Origin of the sequence: Streptomyces xylophagus, from assembly GCF_000716435.1 — a bacterium.
Lineage (GTDB): Bacteria > Actinomycetota > Actinomycetes > Streptomycetales > Streptomycetaceae > Streptomyces > Streptomyces xylophagus.
Map to the genome: position 1 here is coordinate 209,996 of NZ_JNWO01000001.1, position 15,491 is coordinate 225,486.

The 15,491-nt window shown below is 70.0% G+C and carries 14 protein-coding genes; 4 read left to right on the forward strand and 10 right to left on the reverse strand.

Annotated elements, in window-relative coordinates; translation table 11 throughout:
* Positions 1-105: 105 nt before the first annotated feature.
* Positions 106-1,101, reverse strand: a complete 996-nt coding sequence (locus tag OO70_RS00925; protein ID WP_407702734.1) for a Dyp-type peroxidase — start codon at positions 1,099-1,101, stop codon at positions 106-108.
* Positions 1,102-1,162: 61 nt separating this feature from the next.
* Complete coding sequence (gene mgrA, locus OO70_RS00930; RefSeq protein ID WP_043662548.1) at positions 1,163-2,206, reverse strand: L-glyceraldehyde 3-phosphate reductase; 1,044 nt, start codon at positions 2,204-2,206, stop codon at positions 1,163-1,165.
* 241 nt (positions 2,207-2,447) lie between these two features.
* Between mgrA and OO70_RS00935 the strand changes: the two genes are divergently transcribed.
* The gene (locus OO70_RS00935; protein WP_234336655.1) at positions 2,448-3,839 is read left to right on the forward strand and encodes a cytochrome P450; all 1,392 of its coding nucleotides are present in this window, start codon (positions 2,448-2,450) and stop codon (positions 3,837-3,839) included.
* Between the two features lie 137 nt (positions 3,840-3,976).
* On the forward strand, positions 3,977-5,032 hold the full coding sequence (locus tag OO70_RS00940) for an LLM class flavin-dependent oxidoreductase (RefSeq protein WP_043663453.1): 1,056 nt from the start codon (positions 3,977-3,979) through the stop codon (positions 5,030-5,032).
* Positions 5,033-5,037: 5 nt separating this feature from the next.
* Here the strand turns inward: OO70_RS00940 and OO70_RS00945 are convergent, their stop codons facing one another.
* Positions 5,038-6,318 (reverse strand): metal-dependent hydrolase family protein, encoded by a 1,281-nt coding sequence (locus tag OO70_RS00945; RefSeq protein WP_199827222.1) that lies wholly within the window; start codon positions 6,316-6,318, stop codon positions 5,038-5,040.
* A gap of 83 nt (positions 6,319-6,401) precedes the next feature.
* On the opposite strand from OO70_RS00945, the gene OO70_RS00950 reads away from it, so the two are divergent.
* Positions 6,402-7,577, forward strand: a complete 1,176-nt coding sequence (locus tag OO70_RS00950) for an Lrp/AsnC family transcriptional regulator (protein WP_043662551.1) — start codon at positions 6,402-6,404, stop codon at positions 7,575-7,577.
* 50 nt (positions 7,578-7,627) lie between these two features.
* Positions 7,628-8,434: an alpha/beta fold hydrolase gene (locus tag OO70_RS00955; protein ID WP_043662552.1), complete on the forward strand. Its 807-nt coding sequence runs from the start codon at positions 7,628-7,630 to the stop codon at positions 8,432-8,434.
* Here OO70_RS00955 and OO70_RS00960 read toward each other — a convergent pair.
* From OO70_RS00960 to OO70_RS00990, 7 genes are read right to left on the reverse strand one after another with little or no spacing between them, the layout of a single operon-like run.
* Positions 8,388-9,176: an IclR family transcriptional regulator gene (locus tag OO70_RS00960; protein ID WP_043663456.1), complete on the reverse strand. Its 789-nt coding sequence runs from the start codon at positions 9,174-9,176 to the stop codon at positions 8,388-8,390. The two genes, OO70_RS00955 and OO70_RS00960, sit on opposite strands and share 47 nt — an antisense overlap.
* Entirely contained in the window at positions 9,173-9,964 is a 792-nt protein-coding gene (locus OO70_RS00965; RefSeq protein WP_043662554.1) for an alpha/beta fold hydrolase, read from the reverse strand. The genes OO70_RS00960 and OO70_RS00965 overlap by 4 nt, the downstream gene beginning before the upstream one ends.
* Positions 9,961-10,989 carry an ABC transporter ATP-binding protein gene (locus OO70_RS00970; RefSeq protein WP_078651185.1) on the reverse strand — a complete coding sequence of 343 codons (1,029 nt, stop codon included), beginning with the start codon at positions 10,987-10,989 and terminating at the stop codon, positions 9,961-9,963. The genes OO70_RS00965 and OO70_RS00970 overlap by 4 nt, the downstream gene beginning before the upstream one ends.
* A complete protein-coding gene (locus tag OO70_RS00975; protein ID WP_234336656.1) occupies positions 10,982-12,031 on the reverse strand; it encodes an ABC transporter ATP-binding protein in 1,050 nt (349 codons plus the stop codon). Before OO70_RS00975 ends, OO70_RS00970 begins: the two co-directional genes overlap by 8 nt.
* On the reverse strand, positions 12,016-13,599 hold the full coding sequence (locus OO70_RS00980; RefSeq protein ID WP_043662556.1) for an ABC transporter substrate-binding protein: 1,584 nt from the start codon (positions 13,597-13,599) through the stop codon (positions 12,016-12,018). The genes OO70_RS00975 and OO70_RS00980 overlap by 16 nt, the downstream gene beginning before the upstream one ends.
* 54 nt (positions 13,600-13,653) lie before the next feature.
* On the reverse strand, positions 13,654-14,532 hold the full coding sequence (locus tag OO70_RS00985; protein WP_043662558.1) for an ABC transporter permease: 879 nt from the start codon (positions 14,530-14,532) through the stop codon (positions 13,654-13,656).
* Complete coding sequence (locus tag OO70_RS00990) at positions 14,522-15,484, reverse strand: ABC transporter permease (protein WP_043662560.1); 963 nt, start codon at positions 15,482-15,484, stop codon at positions 14,522-14,524. Before OO70_RS00990 ends, OO70_RS00985 begins: the two co-directional genes overlap by 11 nt.
* Positions 15,485-15,491: the final 7 nt, after the last annotated feature.

A 15,491-nucleotide genomic window follows, 5' to 3' on the forward strand; every position in this document is an offset into this window, starting at 1 on the left:
AATCCCCCTGTCTCGCACGGCAGTCGGCCGGTCGGCCGGGTGCCGCGTCCGGGCCTCATTGGGCGCCCGGCGGACAGGGGTGTCAACGGCTGGTTAACCGTTCACTTAAGTTGCTCGCCCCGGGGAGGCCGGCAGGTCGTCCAGGAAGTCCGCCGAGGGGACGAAGAAGAGGCTTCCGGTGACGGCCGTGGAGAAGTCCAGGATGCGGTCGTGGGACGCGGAGTCGGTGCCAAGGAACATGTTGCGCAGCATCTGTTCGGTGACCGAGGGCGTACGGGCGTACCCGATGAAGTAGGTGCCGAACTCGCCCTGTCCCGCGCTGCCGAACGGCATGTTGTCGCGCAGGATCTTCCGCTCGGTGCCGTCGGGGCCGGTGATGACGTTGAGCGCGATGTGCGAGTCGGCCGGTTTGACGTCGTCGTCCATCTCCATGTTGGTCAACTTCGTGCGCCCGATGGCCCGTTCCTGCTGTTCCACGGGGAGCGCGTTCCAGGCGGCCATGTCGTGCACGTACTTCTGCACGATCACGTAGCTGCCGCCCGCGAACTCAGGGTCCTCGCCGCCGACCACCACCGCCTGGCGGGCCACCTCCCCGACGGGGTTCTCCGTGCCGTCGACGAAGCCCAGCAGATCGCGTACGTCGAAGTACTGGAACCCGGACACCTCGTCGCGCACCACGACCGCGCCGCCCAGCCGGCCCATGATCTCGGTGGCCAACTCGAAGCAGAGGTCGGCCCGTACGGCCTTGATGTGGAACAGCAGGTCGCCCGGGGTGGAGACGGCCGTGTGGCGGTCGCCGGCGAGTTCGCGGAACGGATGCAGCTCGGCGGGACGCGGGCCCTCGAACAGCCGGTCCCACACCTCCGATCCGACACCGGTCACACAGCTGAGCCGCCCGTCCGGCGCGCGGAACCCGATGGATCGGATCAACCCGCCCAGATCTTCGAGGAGTTGGCGTGTCTTCTCCTCGCCGCCCGGCTCCACGGTGACGACGAGGAAGGTCGCGCTGGGCGTCAGCGTCTCCAGCACCGCCTGCGTCGTGGGGGCGCTCTCGCCGCCGCTGGTGCCGTCCAGATGCTCGACCGAGCCGTCAACTGTCATGTACGTCATGCCTCCGCGGTGTCCTGGGAGGTGCCGGCCATGACGGCCGGCACCTTGCGACTCAGCCGAGTTTCCCAGTCCGCGCGTCCTGCCACAGGTCGACGCCGCCGTCGACGGCGTACGAGTCGATCTCGGTCAGCTCCTCGTCGCTGAAGGCGAGGTTGTCCAGCGCCGCCACGTTCTGTTCGAGCTGCTCCGTGCGGGACGCGCCGATGACGAGCGAGGTGACCCGCTCGTCGCGCAGCGCCCAGGCGAGCGCCATCTGCGCCAGGGTCTGCCCGCGCTTGGCCGCCATGTCGTTCAGCGCGCGCAGCCGGCGCACCATGTCCTCCGTCAGCCAGCCCGCGTCGAACGACGTGCCCTGCGCGGCCCGCGACCCCTCCGGAATCCCGTCCAGGTACCGCCCGGTCAGCAGCCCCTGCGACAGTGCCGTGAATCCGATGACCCCGAAGCCCTCGTCCTGCGCGGCGTCCAGGAGGCCGTCGTTCTCGATCCAGCGGTTGAGCATGTTGTACGACGGCTGATGGATGAGCAGCGGCGTGCCCAGCTCACGCAGGATCGCGGCGGCCTCACGGGAGCGCTCGGCGTCGTAGGAGGAGATGCCGACGTAGAGGGCCTTGCCCTGGCGGACGGCGGTGTCCAGTGCGCCCATCGTCTCTTCGAGCGGGGTGCCCGCGTCGAGACGGTGGGAGTAGAAGATGTCCACGTAGTCGAGGCCGGTGCGCTTCAGCGACTGGTCGAGCGAGGCCAGGACGTACTTGCGGGAGCCGCCGCCCTGGCCGTAGGGGCCGGGCCACATGTCCCAGCCGGCCTTGGTGGAGACGACCAGCTCGTCCCGGTACGGCGCGAGGTCCTGCTTGAGCAGCCGGCCGAAGTTGATCTCGGCGGCGCCGTAGGGCGGGCCGTAGTTGTTCGCCAGGTCGTGGTGGGTGATGCCGAGGTCGAAGGCGCGCAGCGCGATCTCGCGCTGTGTCTCGAACGGGCGGTCGTCACCGAAGTTGTGCCAGTAGCCCAGGGACAGCAGGGGCAGGTCGAGCCCCGAGCGGCCGGTGCGGCGGTAGCGCATGGTGCCGTTGTAGCGCTCAGGATCTGCGACGTGGTTCATCGGGGGGTCTCCGCGAGGTGCATTCGGGGGTGGTGCCGTCGGGGTGATCGACGTGCCTACTGTGCCTCCGTGCGCGGGGCGAGTCCAACAGTTCCTCCTCATGGGATTCAGCAGTGTCGTCGTTGAATCAGGGAGTGTGACGGAAGGATCATTTCCGGATTGCATTCCGGAAGCTGATCTTGGGCAGTCATGCGGGCGTTTGTGGTTGCCTCCCCCAAGAGGAGATCCGTTGAGCGCTCCCATGACCTCATCCACCGGCGTCCGTGCCCCGTCCGCTCCCGGTGCCCTGCCCCTGATCGGACACGGGCACCGGCTGGCCCGCGACCCGCTGCCCTTCATCACCTCGCTGCGCGAGCACGGCAGTGTCGTTCGCATACGCATCGGCCCCACCCCGGCCTATGTGGTCACCGACCCCGCCCTGACCCGGCGGGTCCTGGTGACCGACGCCGCGGACTTCACCAAGGGCGGAAAGATCATCGACGCGCTCCGGGTCTTCTTCGGCGACGGGCTGGCCACCGTCGCCGACGGGGACACGCATCTGCGCAACCGGCGTCTGATGCAGCCGATGTTCAACAAGGCGCACATCGCCGAACGCGGCGACGCCATGATCGAACAGGTGCGGGAGATCGTCGGTGCCTGGCCCGGGGCGCAACCGCGTGAGGTGTACGCGGACATGAACGCGATCACCCTGGCCGCCTTCCTGGTCGCCCTCTTCGGCGCCGATCTGCCCGGACATCTGGCGGGCGAGTTCACCGCACTCATGCCGGCCATCATGGAAGGAACGATCCGGCAGACCATCCTCCCGGCCTGGGTGACCCGCCTCCCGCTGCCCATGAACCGCGCCCACGCCGAGCGCGTCGCCCGGCTGCGCACGCTGATCGACCAGGCCATCGACCACCACGGCGCCGCACGCGCGACCTCCGCCGAGACGACGGGCTGCCCGCACGCGGACACCGCCCGGAGCGAGGAGAAGCCCGGCCTGTTCGCGACCCTGCTGGCCGCGGAGGAGTCGCTGGGCCGGCAGCAGCTCCAGGACGAGGCCATCACCCTGCTGACCGGAGCGATCGAGACCACCGGCACCACCCTGGCCTGGACCCTGTACGAGATCACACGCAACCCTGGCATCGAGCGACGGCTGCGCGAGGAACTGGAGTCGGTGTGCGGCGACCGACCCCTGCGCTACGACGACCTCGACCAACTCCCTTACTCCCGCCGGGTGTTGCAGGAAGCCATCCGAAAATACGGGCCGGCCTGGATGGTGACCAGGACCGCCGCCCGTGACGTCGACCTGGGTGGCCACCGCATCCCCCGGGGCGCGGACGTGGTCTGGAGCCCCTATCTGCACCAGCACGACCCGGACCATTTCCCCGACCCCGACACCTTCGACCCGGACCGCTGGACACCCGGGCGCACCCCGGACACCCGAGGCTCCTTCCTCGCCTTCGGCGACGGCCGCCGCAAGTGCATCGGCGAGAACTTCGCCTGGGCCGAACTCCAGATCATCCTCGCGACCGTCCTGCAGACCTGGCCCCGCTTCGCACTGACCTCACGTCCGCCACGCGCCCAGGCCGTCGTCACCGTCAAGCCCGACACGATGACCATGACGTTCCTGCCGCCGACCGCCCGGGCATAGCCACAACCGGGATGCGGGTGCCCGTGCCCTTCCGGGGCGCGGACACCCGCATCGGCTTCCGGCCGTACCGCGCGGACGGATCGCTCAACGGACCGCTGACGTTTGGCGGCGTCTCACCCGTCCTTAGGGTCGTCGCCATGAGCGTTCTTCGCGACACGAGCACCGACGAGGGCCCGCTGCGGATAGGCGTGCGCATTCCGCCGTGCGACAGGGCGGACCGGTTGGCCCGGACCGTGCGCCGCGCCGAGGAACTCGGCTTCGACCAGGTGTGGTTCCCCGACTCGCAACTGCTGTGGCGGGACGTCTTCACCACGCTGACCGCCGCCGCCCTCGCCACCGAGCGGATCGGCCTCGGCACCGCCGTCACCAACCTCGCGACCCGGCACCCGTCCGTCGTCGCGTCGGCCGCGCGCAGCGTCGCCGAACTCGCGCCCGGCAGGTTCACCCTCGGCCTCGGCGTGGGCAACAGCTCCGTCGCACCCGTCGGCCTGCGCCAGACCGGCTCGGCGGAACTGCGTGAGGGGCTGAGCATGCTGCGGGCCCTGCTGGACGGGCGCGACTGGGACTTCGAGGGCAAGGTCCGCTCCCGGCTCCGCGATCCCCAGCCCTCCGTACCGCTGCACCTGGCGGCGAGCGGGCCGCGCAACCTGCGCCTCGCCGGCGAGATCGCCGACGGCGTCATCCTGCTCAGCGGTGTCTCACCGCGCACCCTCGCCGCAGCCACCGCCCGGGTGAGGGAAGGCGCCGAAGCGGCCGGCCGGAATGCCGACGCGCTACCGGTGACCGTGTCCGCGTTCTGCGCGGTGACCGACGACATCGAGGCCGAGGCCCGTCTGATCAAACCGATCTGCGCCTCGATCGCGCAGAACGGCGGCGCGTCGTTCCTCGCACTCGCGGGCATCGAGGTGGACGTCCCGGCGACGGTCGACGGCGTCTATCCGGATCTCGTGCACGCCGAGGACTGGGACGAGGCCGTCAGGATCTGCTCGGCCTGGATCAGCGACGAGACGGCCGTCCGCTTCGCCCAGGAGTTCTGCCTCTTCGGTACGGCCGCACAGATCACCGAACGGCTCCGCACCCTGCGCGCCTCGGGCGTGACCGACGTGTTCCTCCAGCACGTCGGCTCCTACGACCCGCCCACCGACCTGATCGAGACCATCGGCGCCTCGGTCCTGCCGGCCCTCCGACGGTGAGACGGTCAGCGCGCCCCGGCCGCGGGCAGCAGATCCTTGCGTACGACGCCGTCCTGGACGACACACACGATGTTGCCGGGATCGCCGAGCACGCCGATGTCCGCGAGCGGGTCGCCGTCGCACAGGACCAGGTCGGCGGTCTTGCCCACGGTCAGGGTGCCCAACTGCTCGGACAGGCCGAGGAGTTCGGCGGAGACACGGGTGCCGGCGACGATCGCGGCCATCGGGTCCATGCCCAGGTCGACGAGGTAGCGGAGTTCCAGCAGGTTCTGGCCGTGCGGGCAGACGGCCGCGTCGGTGCCGAGCGCGATGCGGGCGCCCTGGTCGATGGCGCGGGCGATGTTCTCCTTGGTGATGCCCGACCAGCGGACCTTCTTCTGGTAGTGGTGCTCCGGCATCAGGTCCTTGTCGATGCCCGCGAACACTGTGGACAGGGTCGGTACGACATAGGTCCCGCGCTCGCCCGCCAGGTCCAGCGCCCGCTCGTCCAGGCCGTAGCCGTGCTCGATGCTGGTGACGCCGCCGCGGATGGCGTTGAGGATGCCTGCGGTGCCCTGCGCGTGCGCGGCGACCGGCTTGCCGCCGTGGCGCCGGCACTCGTCGACCACGGCCCGGATCTCCTCCTCCATCAGGCCCTCGTCCTCGGGCTGGTCGTAGGGGCTGGCCATGCCACCGGTCGCGCAGATCTTGATCACGTCGGCGCCCGCGCGGATCATCCTGCGCACGGCGAGCCGCGACTCGTCCACGGTGTCGGCCAGTTCGGCCATCTCGCCGCCGCTGAGGTCGGTGCCGTCGAGGAGACGGAAGTCGCCGTGGCCGCCGGTGTGGCTGATGATCCGTACGGCGGTGTGCAGCCGGGGGCCGACGATCCGGCCGGTCTCCACGGCCGTACGGAACCCGGTCGACAGTCCGCCCAGGTCACGGGCGGTGGTGATACCCGCGTCCAGGGTCTGCCGCAGCCGCGTCGCCGTGTCGTAGGTCACCAGGACCGGGTCCAGTTCGCCGCGCCGCCCGGGCGGCGAGCCCTGCGCGTACGCGAGGTGGGTGTGGCAGTCGAAGAACCCGGGGAGCACGGTCCGGCCACCGGCGTCGATGATCCGGACCGCGGACGCGTCGCCGGGCACGGGTGGGGCCGTGGCCGCCGGTCCGGCGTAGGTGAGCGTTCCCTCAGCGTCCGCGACGACGACGGCGTCGGTCACCGGGAGAGCACCGGTACCGTCGATGAGGCGGGCGTTCTCGACGCGCAAAATGGTCCGAAAGGTCTCTTGCGTCATGGCATCCGTCATGGTGGGGCCGAATCACTCCTCGGTATCAGGAACCGCGGTATCGGGGAACCTCGGTATCAGGAACAGGCGAAAGGGAGTCTGCAATGGACGAGATAACCCCGCGCTACGGTGCAGCTTCCGATCCTGATTTCAGTCGGGCGCGCAGGAATACGCCGTCCCAGGAGGCGCAGGATTTCGCTGCCGCCGAACTCGACGAACTGGACCGCGGTGTCGTGCACGCGCTGCAGATTCACCCCCGGGCCCCGTGGACCCTGGTGGGCGACGTCCTGGGCGTGAATCCGGTGACGGTCGCCCGGCGCTGGCAGCGGCTGGAGGAGGCAGGGCTGGCCTGGGTGACCGCCTATCCGCGGCTGTCGGACTTCCGGATCGTGGTGACGGGCATCGTCGAGGTCGACACCGAACCGGGCGTCGCCGAGGACGTGGCACGCGCCCTCGCCGCCGAACACGCCGTCGCGAACGTCAAGATCACCGCCGGTGGCCGCGATGTCGTGACCGCCGTACAGACCCGGGACCTCGACGAACTCGCCCACCTCACCACCCGGCTCTTCCAGCAGACGCCCGGCGTGCGGGCGACCCGCACCCATGTCTCCACCGGTGTCCCCACCGAGGGCAGCCGCTGGCGGCTGCGCAGTCTGGACGCGGCCCAGTGCGCCCGCATCGAGGCGAGCCACGCCTCGGACGTACCGCCCGACACCGGCACCGGGACCCCCGCGCTCTGGGACTCCCTGGACGCGCAGATCCTCGAACTGCTCAGCTCCGACGGCCGGATGTCGATCCGCGCCCTCGCGACCGCCACCGGCGTCGGCCTCACCACCGTGCGCCGCAGACTCCAGTCGCTGCTGGCCTCACGGGTGAGCCTGCGCTGCGACCTGGCCAGACCCCTGTCCGGCTGGCCGCTGTCGGCGGTCTACTTCGCGTCCGTGCCCGCCCAGTACCTGGAAGAGACCAGCCGCGTCCTGTCCGGCGTACGAGAGGTCCGCTCCTGCGCGATCACCGCGGGCCCGCACAACCTCGTCATCGACGTATGGCTGCGCGCCCTCGCCGACGTGCACACCTTCGAAGCACACCTGTCGCGCCGCCTCCCACGCCTCGTGATCGACGACCGCTCGGTGGTCCTGCGCACGGTGAAACACATGGGCCGCATCCTGGACCGCGACGGCCGCTGCGTCGGCGTCGTCCCCCTGCGCGAACCCCAGGGAACCCACCACCAGGACGACCGCGCCCTCGCGGTCCCGGACGACAAACGCCTCTGGCGATGACGACGAAACTCGCCAACACCCCTCTCCCATAAGGCTGTTGAGGACCACAGATGCAATCCACCCACCTCCCCGCGGCCGGCGGCCACCTGCGCCGGATCGACATCCCGGGCGAGGGTCCCGCACGCGTGTACCTCCACGGCCTGGGCTGCGCCGGCTCCGCCGACTTCGCGGAGATCGCCGCCCATCCCGGCCTCTACGGCGGACGCTCGCTCGTCGTCGACCTCCTCGGCCACGGCTTCAGCGACCGCCCGAAGGACTTCCCGGGCACCCTGGAGGCCCACGCGGAGACGGTCGCCGCCGTCCTCGACGACTGCGGGATCGCCGACGCCGTCCTCATCGGACACTCCATGGGCGGCGCCCTCGCGATAGTCCTCGCCGCGACCCGCCCGGACCTCGTCTCCCGGCTCGTCGTGGCCGAGCCCAACCTCCGTGCCGGCGGCGGACTTTACAGCGGAGCCATCGCCGCCTACCGCGAGGACGACTTCGTCAGCCACGGATTCCGTACGGTCCTGGAGACACTGGAACCCGACTACGCGGCCCGGTTCAGAGCAGCGGACCCCGCGATCCTGCACCGCAGCGCCGTGAGCCTGGTGCGCGGAACCACCCCGGGCACGGCGGAACTCTTCTACGGCCTTCCCCAGCCGAAGGTGATGCTCATCGGCACCCGCAGCCGCCCCTACGCGGACGAGCCCGCTGTCCGGCAGGCCGGCATCCCGGTCGTCGAAGTCCCCGACGCGGGCCACCACATGATGCGCGACAACCCCGAGGGGTTCGTGGCGGCCCTGGTCGAGAGTGGTGCGGGGCCCGTGGTCAGTGGGGAGCGCGGAGGGAGTCGTAGCGAGCGAGTCGGGTCGTGATGACGTTCGACGCCTGCGTCAGGGCGGTGAGCAGGCGGGTGATCCTGCTGCCCGCCGTGGGCGCGATGACCGACAGCGCGCCCAGATAGGCGCCGCCGGCGCCGCGTACGGGCACCGCGACGGCGAGGTAGCCGAGGCGCCGCTCCTCCACCTCGACGGCGTAGCCCTGCTCCCGAACGCGCTTGAGTTCCCCGGGCAGTTGGGCCGGGCCGAGCGTGTGCGGGGTGCAGCGGACCATCAGGGGGAGGACGCTCGCGAGCGGATACTGCTCGGGGAGAAGAGCCAGGGTGAGCTTGCCCGCGGCGGTGCTGTGCAGCTGGAGGCGTCGGCCGTCGGCGGTGGAGCGGGCGTGGTTGCGGTGCGTGCCGAGGTTCTCGACGCACAGCAGCTCGGAGTTGTGCGGTATCGCCAGGATGACGGCGTTGTCCAGGCTCTGGGCGAGGCTCTCGATGACCGGCTTCGCCGCCTCGCGCAGGGTGCGTTGCTGGGGTGAGCGCAGGCCCATCGTGTAAAGCCGTACACCCAGGCGGTAGTTGCAGCCGTCGCGCTCCAGGAAGTCGGTGGCGACGAGTTCTTGGCAGAGTCGGTGGACGGTGGCCTTCGCGATGCCGGTGCGGGACCTCAGCTCGGCGAGGCCGAGCGAGAAGTCGTCGTCGCCGAAGGCCGACAGGATGAGGCTCACCTTGGCGAGTACCGAGTTGGGCCGCTCGTCGGTCTCCCGCGTCTCGCCGGCGGTGGTCATCCCGCCGCCACCCATTCCAGGATGTGCCGCGAGAACTCCTCGGGGAGTTGCTCCGGTACGGGGACGTGGCCGCCGGGAATGACCCGGGTCTCGCAGCCGGCGTCCGCGAACTTCTCCAGGCCCGGCATCGAGAAGTGGTCCCCGGAGGCGCAGACGGCGAGGGTGCGGGCGGTGACGAGGGGGAGCCGCTGGTCCATCATCGAGCCCCGTACCGCCACATGCCCTTCCTCGACCCGGTCCAGCACGGTCAGTGCGTCGATCATGAACCGGTTGAGGGCGGCCTCCTCACCGGGCTCGTAGAACTCCCGCCTGCGGTTCCAGAGTTCGAGCAGATGCGAGCCGTCCGGCTGGGGGACGACGTGGTCGACGGCCTTGCGCCGGTCGGCCGAGCGCCGCTTCTCCTCGTCGATGAAGGGGGTCGCGGACAGGAACAGGCTCGCCACCCGTTTCTGGTGGCGTGCGGCGAGTTCCACCGCGATCACCCCGCCGGTGTGATGGCCCACGAGATGGAAGCGTTCCAGGCCGAGTTCCTCGATCAAGTCGTCGGCCGCGTCGGCGAACCGTTCGATCGTGTGCGGCTCTTCGGGTTTCGCGGAGGCGCCGAAACCCAGGGTGTCCATGGCGATGGCCCGGTGCGTGGCCCCGACGCGGGGGAGCACCTCCAGGTACTCGGTCCAGGACCGGGGCGTCTGATGGAGCATCAGCACCGGTTCGCCCGTGCCGCATTCGGCATAGTGCAACTGCCCGAAGCGGCTGGGTACATAGCCGCGGCGCAGTGTGTCCGTCATGAGTGACCCCCTGGTTTGTGGCATGCCGTCAGATGGCCGGGTGTCCGTTCGGTGAGTGCGGGGCGTTCGCTGCGGCAGTGGTCGTCGGCCAGCCAGCAGCGCGAGGAGAAGGGGCAGCCGGTCGGGATGTCCGAGGGCGAGGGCAGTTCACCTTTGAGGACGATCTGCTCGCCAGGCGCGGTGTCGTCGCCCGGTTCCAGGACGGAGGAGAGCAGTGCCATGGAGTACGGGTGCTGCGGCGCCTCGAACAACTGCTGGGCCGGCGCGATCTCCACGATCGACCCGAGATACATCACGGCCACCCTCTGGCTGAGGTGCCGGACCACACCGAGGTTGTGCGAGATGAACAAGTAGGCGATGCGGTCGCGCTGTTGGATCTCCTGGAGCAGATTGAGGATCTGCGCCTGGATGGAGACGTCGAGCGCCGACGTCGGCTCGTCGAGGACGATGACGGACGGTTGCGGAGCCAACGCCCGGGCGAGCGCGAGGCGTTGACGCTGGCCGCCGGAGAACTCGTGCGGAAAGCGGGTGGCCGCGGACGCGTCGAGGCCGACCTCCTCCAGGACCTGCGCCAGCCGGTCACGCCGGTCGGCGCGCGCCACGCCTCGGGCGCGCAGCGGTTCCTCGATGCTGGCGCCCACCGGCAGCCGGGGGTTCAGCGAGCCGTTGGGATCCTGGAACACCATCTGCACCGCACGCCGGAACGCCTTGAGATCGGCGCTCTGCGGCTTGTGCGTCATGTCCTTGCCCTCGAAACGCACCGAGCCGCGCGTGGGCCGGTACAGCCTGGTGGCGATCCGGCCCAGCGTGCTCTTGCCGCACCCGGACTCGCCGACCAGGCCGACCGTCTCACCGGGGTTCAGGGTCAGCGAGATGTCGTCCACGGCCCGGACACCGGAACGGCCCGGGCGGCGTCCGAACTCGTGCCCGATACCGGCGAGTTCGAGCAGCGGCACCTCTGTGTCCGCCGTGCGGGGCCGATCCGTCGGTTCGCCCACTGACAGGTCCAGCTGCGATTCACTCATCTTTTCCTCCGGCCGCCGTCGGGGCTTCCTCCAGGTCGCGCCAGCAACGCGACACCCACCCGTCACCGACCGGCCGCAACGGCTGGGGCTCGGCGCAGGCTTCGGCGGCCAGCGGGCAGCGCGGTGCGAAGCGGCACCCGGGCAACCGGCGTGCGTCGTCGGTGAGTTGGCCGCGGATCGCGGTCAACGGAGTGCCGTCGCCCTCGCGCATCCGCGGCACCGCCGCGAGCAGCGCCCGCGTGTACGGATGCCGGGGCGCGTTCAGCACCTGGTCGACCGTGCCGGACTCCACGGCCTGCCCCGCGTACATCACCTGCACCCGGCTGCACATCGCGGTGATGACACCCAGGTCGTGCGAGATGAGCAGCATGCCCATGCCGTGCTCCTCCTGGAGCGAGCGCAGCAGTCGGAGGACCTCGGCCTGCACGGTGACGTCGAGGGCGGTCGTCGGTTCGTCGGCCAGCAGCAGGCGCGGGTTGCCCGCCATCGCGATGGCGATGACGACGCGCTGGCGCATGCCGCCGGACAGTTCGTGCGGGAACTGCCTGGCCCGGCGCTCGGGGGAGGGGATCTCCACCAGCCGCAGCAGGTCGACGGCCCGCTCCTGTGCTTCCTTCCGGCCGGCCTTGCCGTGGATGCGGAGCACCTCGGCGACCTGCGCGCCGACCCGCATGCACGGGTTGAGGGAGGTCATGGGCTCCTGGAAGACCATCGCCACCCGGTCGCCGCGCAGCTTCTCCAGCTCGGCGGGTGCGCTGCCCAGCAGATCCGTACCGCAGGCCACCAGCCGGTCGGCGCGGACGTCGGCGCCAGAGCCCAGCAGGCCCATGGCGGCGAGGGCGACGCTGGACTTGCCGCAGCCGCTCTCGCCGATCAGGCCCACCACTTCGCCCTGTTCGACACGGAGATCCACACCGGAGACGACGTCCGAGCCGCCGAACCCGATGCGCAGTCCGGAGACGTCGAGGACCGGGTCGGTGCCGTCGGCCTCGGCACCGGCCCGAGCGGGAGTCAGGGTGTCGGGTTTCACGGTGCCAGCCACGCGTTCTTCAGGTTGAGGCGGGTCGCCGTGGCGTCCGGCTGGTAGCCGTGCACCTTGTCGCTCCACGCCTCGCCCCGCACGGCCTTGGCGTACGGCACCAGCAGGTAGGCCTCGTCGGCGATGTACTGGGCGAGCTGGTGGTAGAGCGTGACCCGCTTGGCGTTGTCCTGCTCGCTCTTCGCGGCGGCCATCAGGTCCCACAGGTGCTGGTCCTTGACCTTGGTCGCCGGGCTGCCCTTGGCGAACCACAAGTCGAGGTACTGACTCGGGTCGGCGTTCAGGACGCTGGTCAGCATGATCATGTCGGTGTAGTCGCCGCCCAGCACCTTCGGCACGACACTCGCGAACGGCACGAGCTTGAGGTTGAGGGTGATGCCGACCTTGGACAGCTGCGCCTTCATCAGCTCCAGGGCGGAGATGTCGGGGCCGTAGGCGGAATCGCTCGGGGCGGTCAGTTCGATGCTGACCGTGCTCCTGCCCGCGGCCTTGAGCAGCGCCTTGGCCTTCGCCTGGTTCTGCGTGTACATCGGGTCGGCGGTGGTGGGTGTGGTGCCGTACGGGTCCTGCGGCGGGATGACGTAGCCGAAGGACGCGGAGCCGCTGCCCAGCGTCTTGATCAGGGTCTTGCGGTCGATGGCGAGGTTGAACGCCTGCCGGACCCGCTTGTCGGCGAGCGGTCCGCTCAGGGTGTTCATGTTGAGCCAGACGCTGGAGACGAGGGGCCCGTTCGCCTCGGTGACACCGCTCGTGGTCTTGACGTCGCTCACCATGCGCAGATCGCGGAACGACAGCAGCTGCACCGAGTTGGACCGCAGCGAGGCCACCCGCGAGGTCTCGTCGGGGATGAGCCGGTAGATCACAGTGTCGAGGTACGGCTTCGGCTTCTCCCAGTAGCCCTTGTAGCCGGAGAGCGTGATGGAGATGCCCTTCGACCACTTCTTCAGGGCGAAGGGGCCGGTGCCGTTCTCCGTCTGCTTGAGCTCGTTCCCGGTGCGGGACGTCGTCCACTTCTTGCTCATGATGGCGCCGCTCCACGGGCGGGCCAGGAAGTTGTAGAGCGACGGCTGCGGGGTGCTGAGCTTGATCTCCACGGTGCTCGCGTCCACGGCCGTCACCGTTTTTATCTTGTACTGCTGGGTGTACGGCGACTTGATCGCGGGATCCATCAGCCGCTCCAGGCTGAAGATCACGTCGTCGGTGGTGAGCTTGGTGCCGTCGTGGAAGGTGACGCCGTCGCGGAGTGTGAAGCGGTAGGTGGTGGAGTCGACCTGCTGGTAGCTCTTGGCCAGGCCGGGCTTGATCTGGCCCTTGCTGTCCAGGCTCAGCAGGCCCTCGTAGAACTGGGCGACGATCTGCTGGTCGAAGTACGCCTGGGCCACCTGCGGGTCGAAGCCGACCGTGGGCTCCCCGTCGAGCCCGATGGTGAGGGTTCCCCCGCTGACCGGCTTCCCGGAGGTCCTGGAGGCCGTGGTGGCCGTACCGCCGCAGGCCGCCAGCATCAGACCGGCCAGCGTGCTGCCGCCGAGTGCCAGCGCGTTTCTGCGCGTGAAGGTGTGATTCGTCATCATGACCGCCTGTTTCTCAAGAACGTGAGGGTGAAGTGACGTGGTGCGGGCGCCCGTTCAGGGCGTACGGCGCTTGCCGCGCGGGTTGAGCTGTTCCTGCAGGCCGTCGGAGATCAGGCCGAAGGCCGCCGTGGCGACGGCGAGGGTGATGCCGGGGACGATCACCAGCAGCGGGTCGTCCTTCATGTAGCGCTGACCCTCGAAGATCATCCGGCCCCAACTGGGCGTCGGCGGCTGGATGCCGAGGCCCAGATAGCTCAGGGACGCCTCGACCAGGACGCAGGTCGCCGCCGTGTTCGCGTACTGGACGAGCGCGGAGGACAGCACGTTCGGCAGCACATGCCGAACGATGATCACCGGGGACCGTACGCCGGCGATGCGCGCAGCCGAGACGAAGTCGCGCTCGCGCACGGTGAGCGCCGGAGCCCGCACGATCCGCGCGAAGTACGGCACGAAGATCAGGCCCATGCCCCCGATCAGGACCCACATGCCCGGGGTGAACACCGACACCAGCACGAGTGCCAGCAGCACCGAGGGAATCGACATCGCCGTGTCCATCGCCGCCATCAGGACCGCGTCCAGCCGGCGGGCGTTGTAGCCGGCGACGAGCCCGATCGGGACCCCGATGAGCGCGGCCAGCGTGGTCGCCCCGAAGGCCACCAGCAGTGACTGCCGGGCCGCGCCGAACGTGCGGGTGAACAGGTCACGGCCGAGGTTGTCGGTGCCCAGCCAGTGGCTTCCCGACGGTCCGGTGAGCAGCGAGTCGCTGACGTCCGTCGCCGCGTAGCGGCCGAAGGCACCGATGAGCAGGGCCAGCGCGACCATCCCGCCGAGCACACAGACACCGGTGGTCAGGGTCGGGTTCCAGCCGAGGCGCGGCCTGCGCCGTCGCGCCGTGGTCACGGTGACGGCGGGCGCGGTGGATTCAACCGTCACGGCGAGCTCCAGTCGTCCGGATGCGAGGGTCGATGAGGGGGTAGACCAGGTCGGTCACCAGGTTGATCAGCACGTAGGAGGCGCCCAGCGCGAGGATCGCGCCCTGGATCACCGTGAAGTCGTGCTGCGTGATGGAGTTGACGATCAGCGAGCCGAGCCCGGGGAGCGCGAAGACCTGCTCGATGATGACGGTGCCGCCGACCAGCACCCCGAGCTGGAGACCGCCCGCGGTGACCACCGGCACCAGCGCGTTGCGCAGCGCGTGCCGCAGCATCAGCCGCCGTCGCCCCGCGCCCTTCGCCGCCGCCGTGCGCATGAAGTCCTGGCCCTCGACATCGAGGACGGCGGCCCGCATGTAGCGGCAGAGGGTCGCGCCGAACGGGATGCCCAGGGCGATGGCGGGCAGCAGCAGCACCTGGAGGTTGAGGAGCGGGTCCTGCGAGAACGGCACGAAGGAGAACAGCGGCCAGGCCGGTGCCAGCGTGCTCACCAGGAGGACCATGACCGTGCCGACCACGAACGGCGGGACGGCGAGCCCCATGAAGGCCGCGCTGTTGACCACCCGGTCCTTGGCGTGACCCTGGTGCATGGCCGACCAGATCCCCGCCGGAATGCCCCACAGGACCGCGACCACCGCCGCGTAGACGGCGAGTTCAAGGCTCACCGGAAGCCGGGTGGCGACCTGTGCGCCGACGCTCTGCCCGTCCAGCAGGGACGAGCCGAGGTCGCCCCGGACGGCGTGCCCGATCCAGCTCAGGTACTGCGACCACACGGGCTGGTCGAGCCCCAGCTGGTGGGTGATCTGGGCGCGCAGCTGAGGAGTCGAGTTCTCACCGGCGATCAGGGCCGCCGGATCACCGGGGACCAGATGCGCCAGGGCGAACACGATGGCGCTGAGACAGAGGACCACCGCGAGCGAGCGGACCAGACGGATCGACAGATAACGCAGCACTGGATCT

Coding starts and splice junctions, on each gene's coding strand:
- OO70_RS00925 (WP_407702734.1), bottom strand. CDS start 1,101: ATGACAGTTGACGGCTCGGTCGAGCATCTGGACGGCACCAGCGGCGGC.
- OO70_RS00935 (WP_234336655.1), top strand. CDS start 2,448: ATGACCTCATCCACCGGCGTCCGTGCCCCGTCCGCTCCCGGTGCCCTG.
- OO70_RS00940 (WP_043663453.1), top strand. CDS start 3,977: ATGAGCGTTCTTCGCGACACGAGCACCGACGAGGGCCCGCTGCGGATA.
- OO70_RS00970 (WP_078651185.1), bottom strand. CDS start 10,989: ATGAGTGAATCGCAGCTGGACCTGTCAGTGGGCGAACCGACGGATCGG.
- OO70_RS00960 (WP_043663456.1), bottom strand. CDS start 9,176: ATGACCACCGCCGGCGAGACGCGGGAGACCGACGAGCGGCCCAACTCG.
- OO70_RS00955 (WP_043662552.1), top strand. CDS start 7,628: ATGCAATCCACCCACCTCCCCGCGGCCGGCGGCCACCTGCGCCGGATC.
- mgrA (WP_043662548.1), bottom strand. CDS start 2,206: ATGAACCACGTCGCAGATCCTGAGCGCTACAACGGCACCATGCGCTAC.
- OO70_RS00950 (WP_043662551.1), top strand. CDS start 6,402: ATGGACGAGATAACCCCGCGCTACGGTGCAGCTTCCGATCCTGATTTC.
- OO70_RS00945 (WP_199827222.1), bottom strand. CDS start 6,318: ATGACGGATGCCATGACGCAAGAGACCTTTCGGACCATTTTGCGCGTC.
- OO70_RS00965 (WP_043662554.1), bottom strand. CDS start 9,964: ATGACGGACACACTGCGCCGCGGCTATGTACCCAGCCGCTTCGGGCAG.
- OO70_RS00980 (WP_043662556.1), bottom strand. CDS start 13,599: ATGATGACGAATCACACCTTCACGCGCAGAAACGCGCTGGCACTCGGC.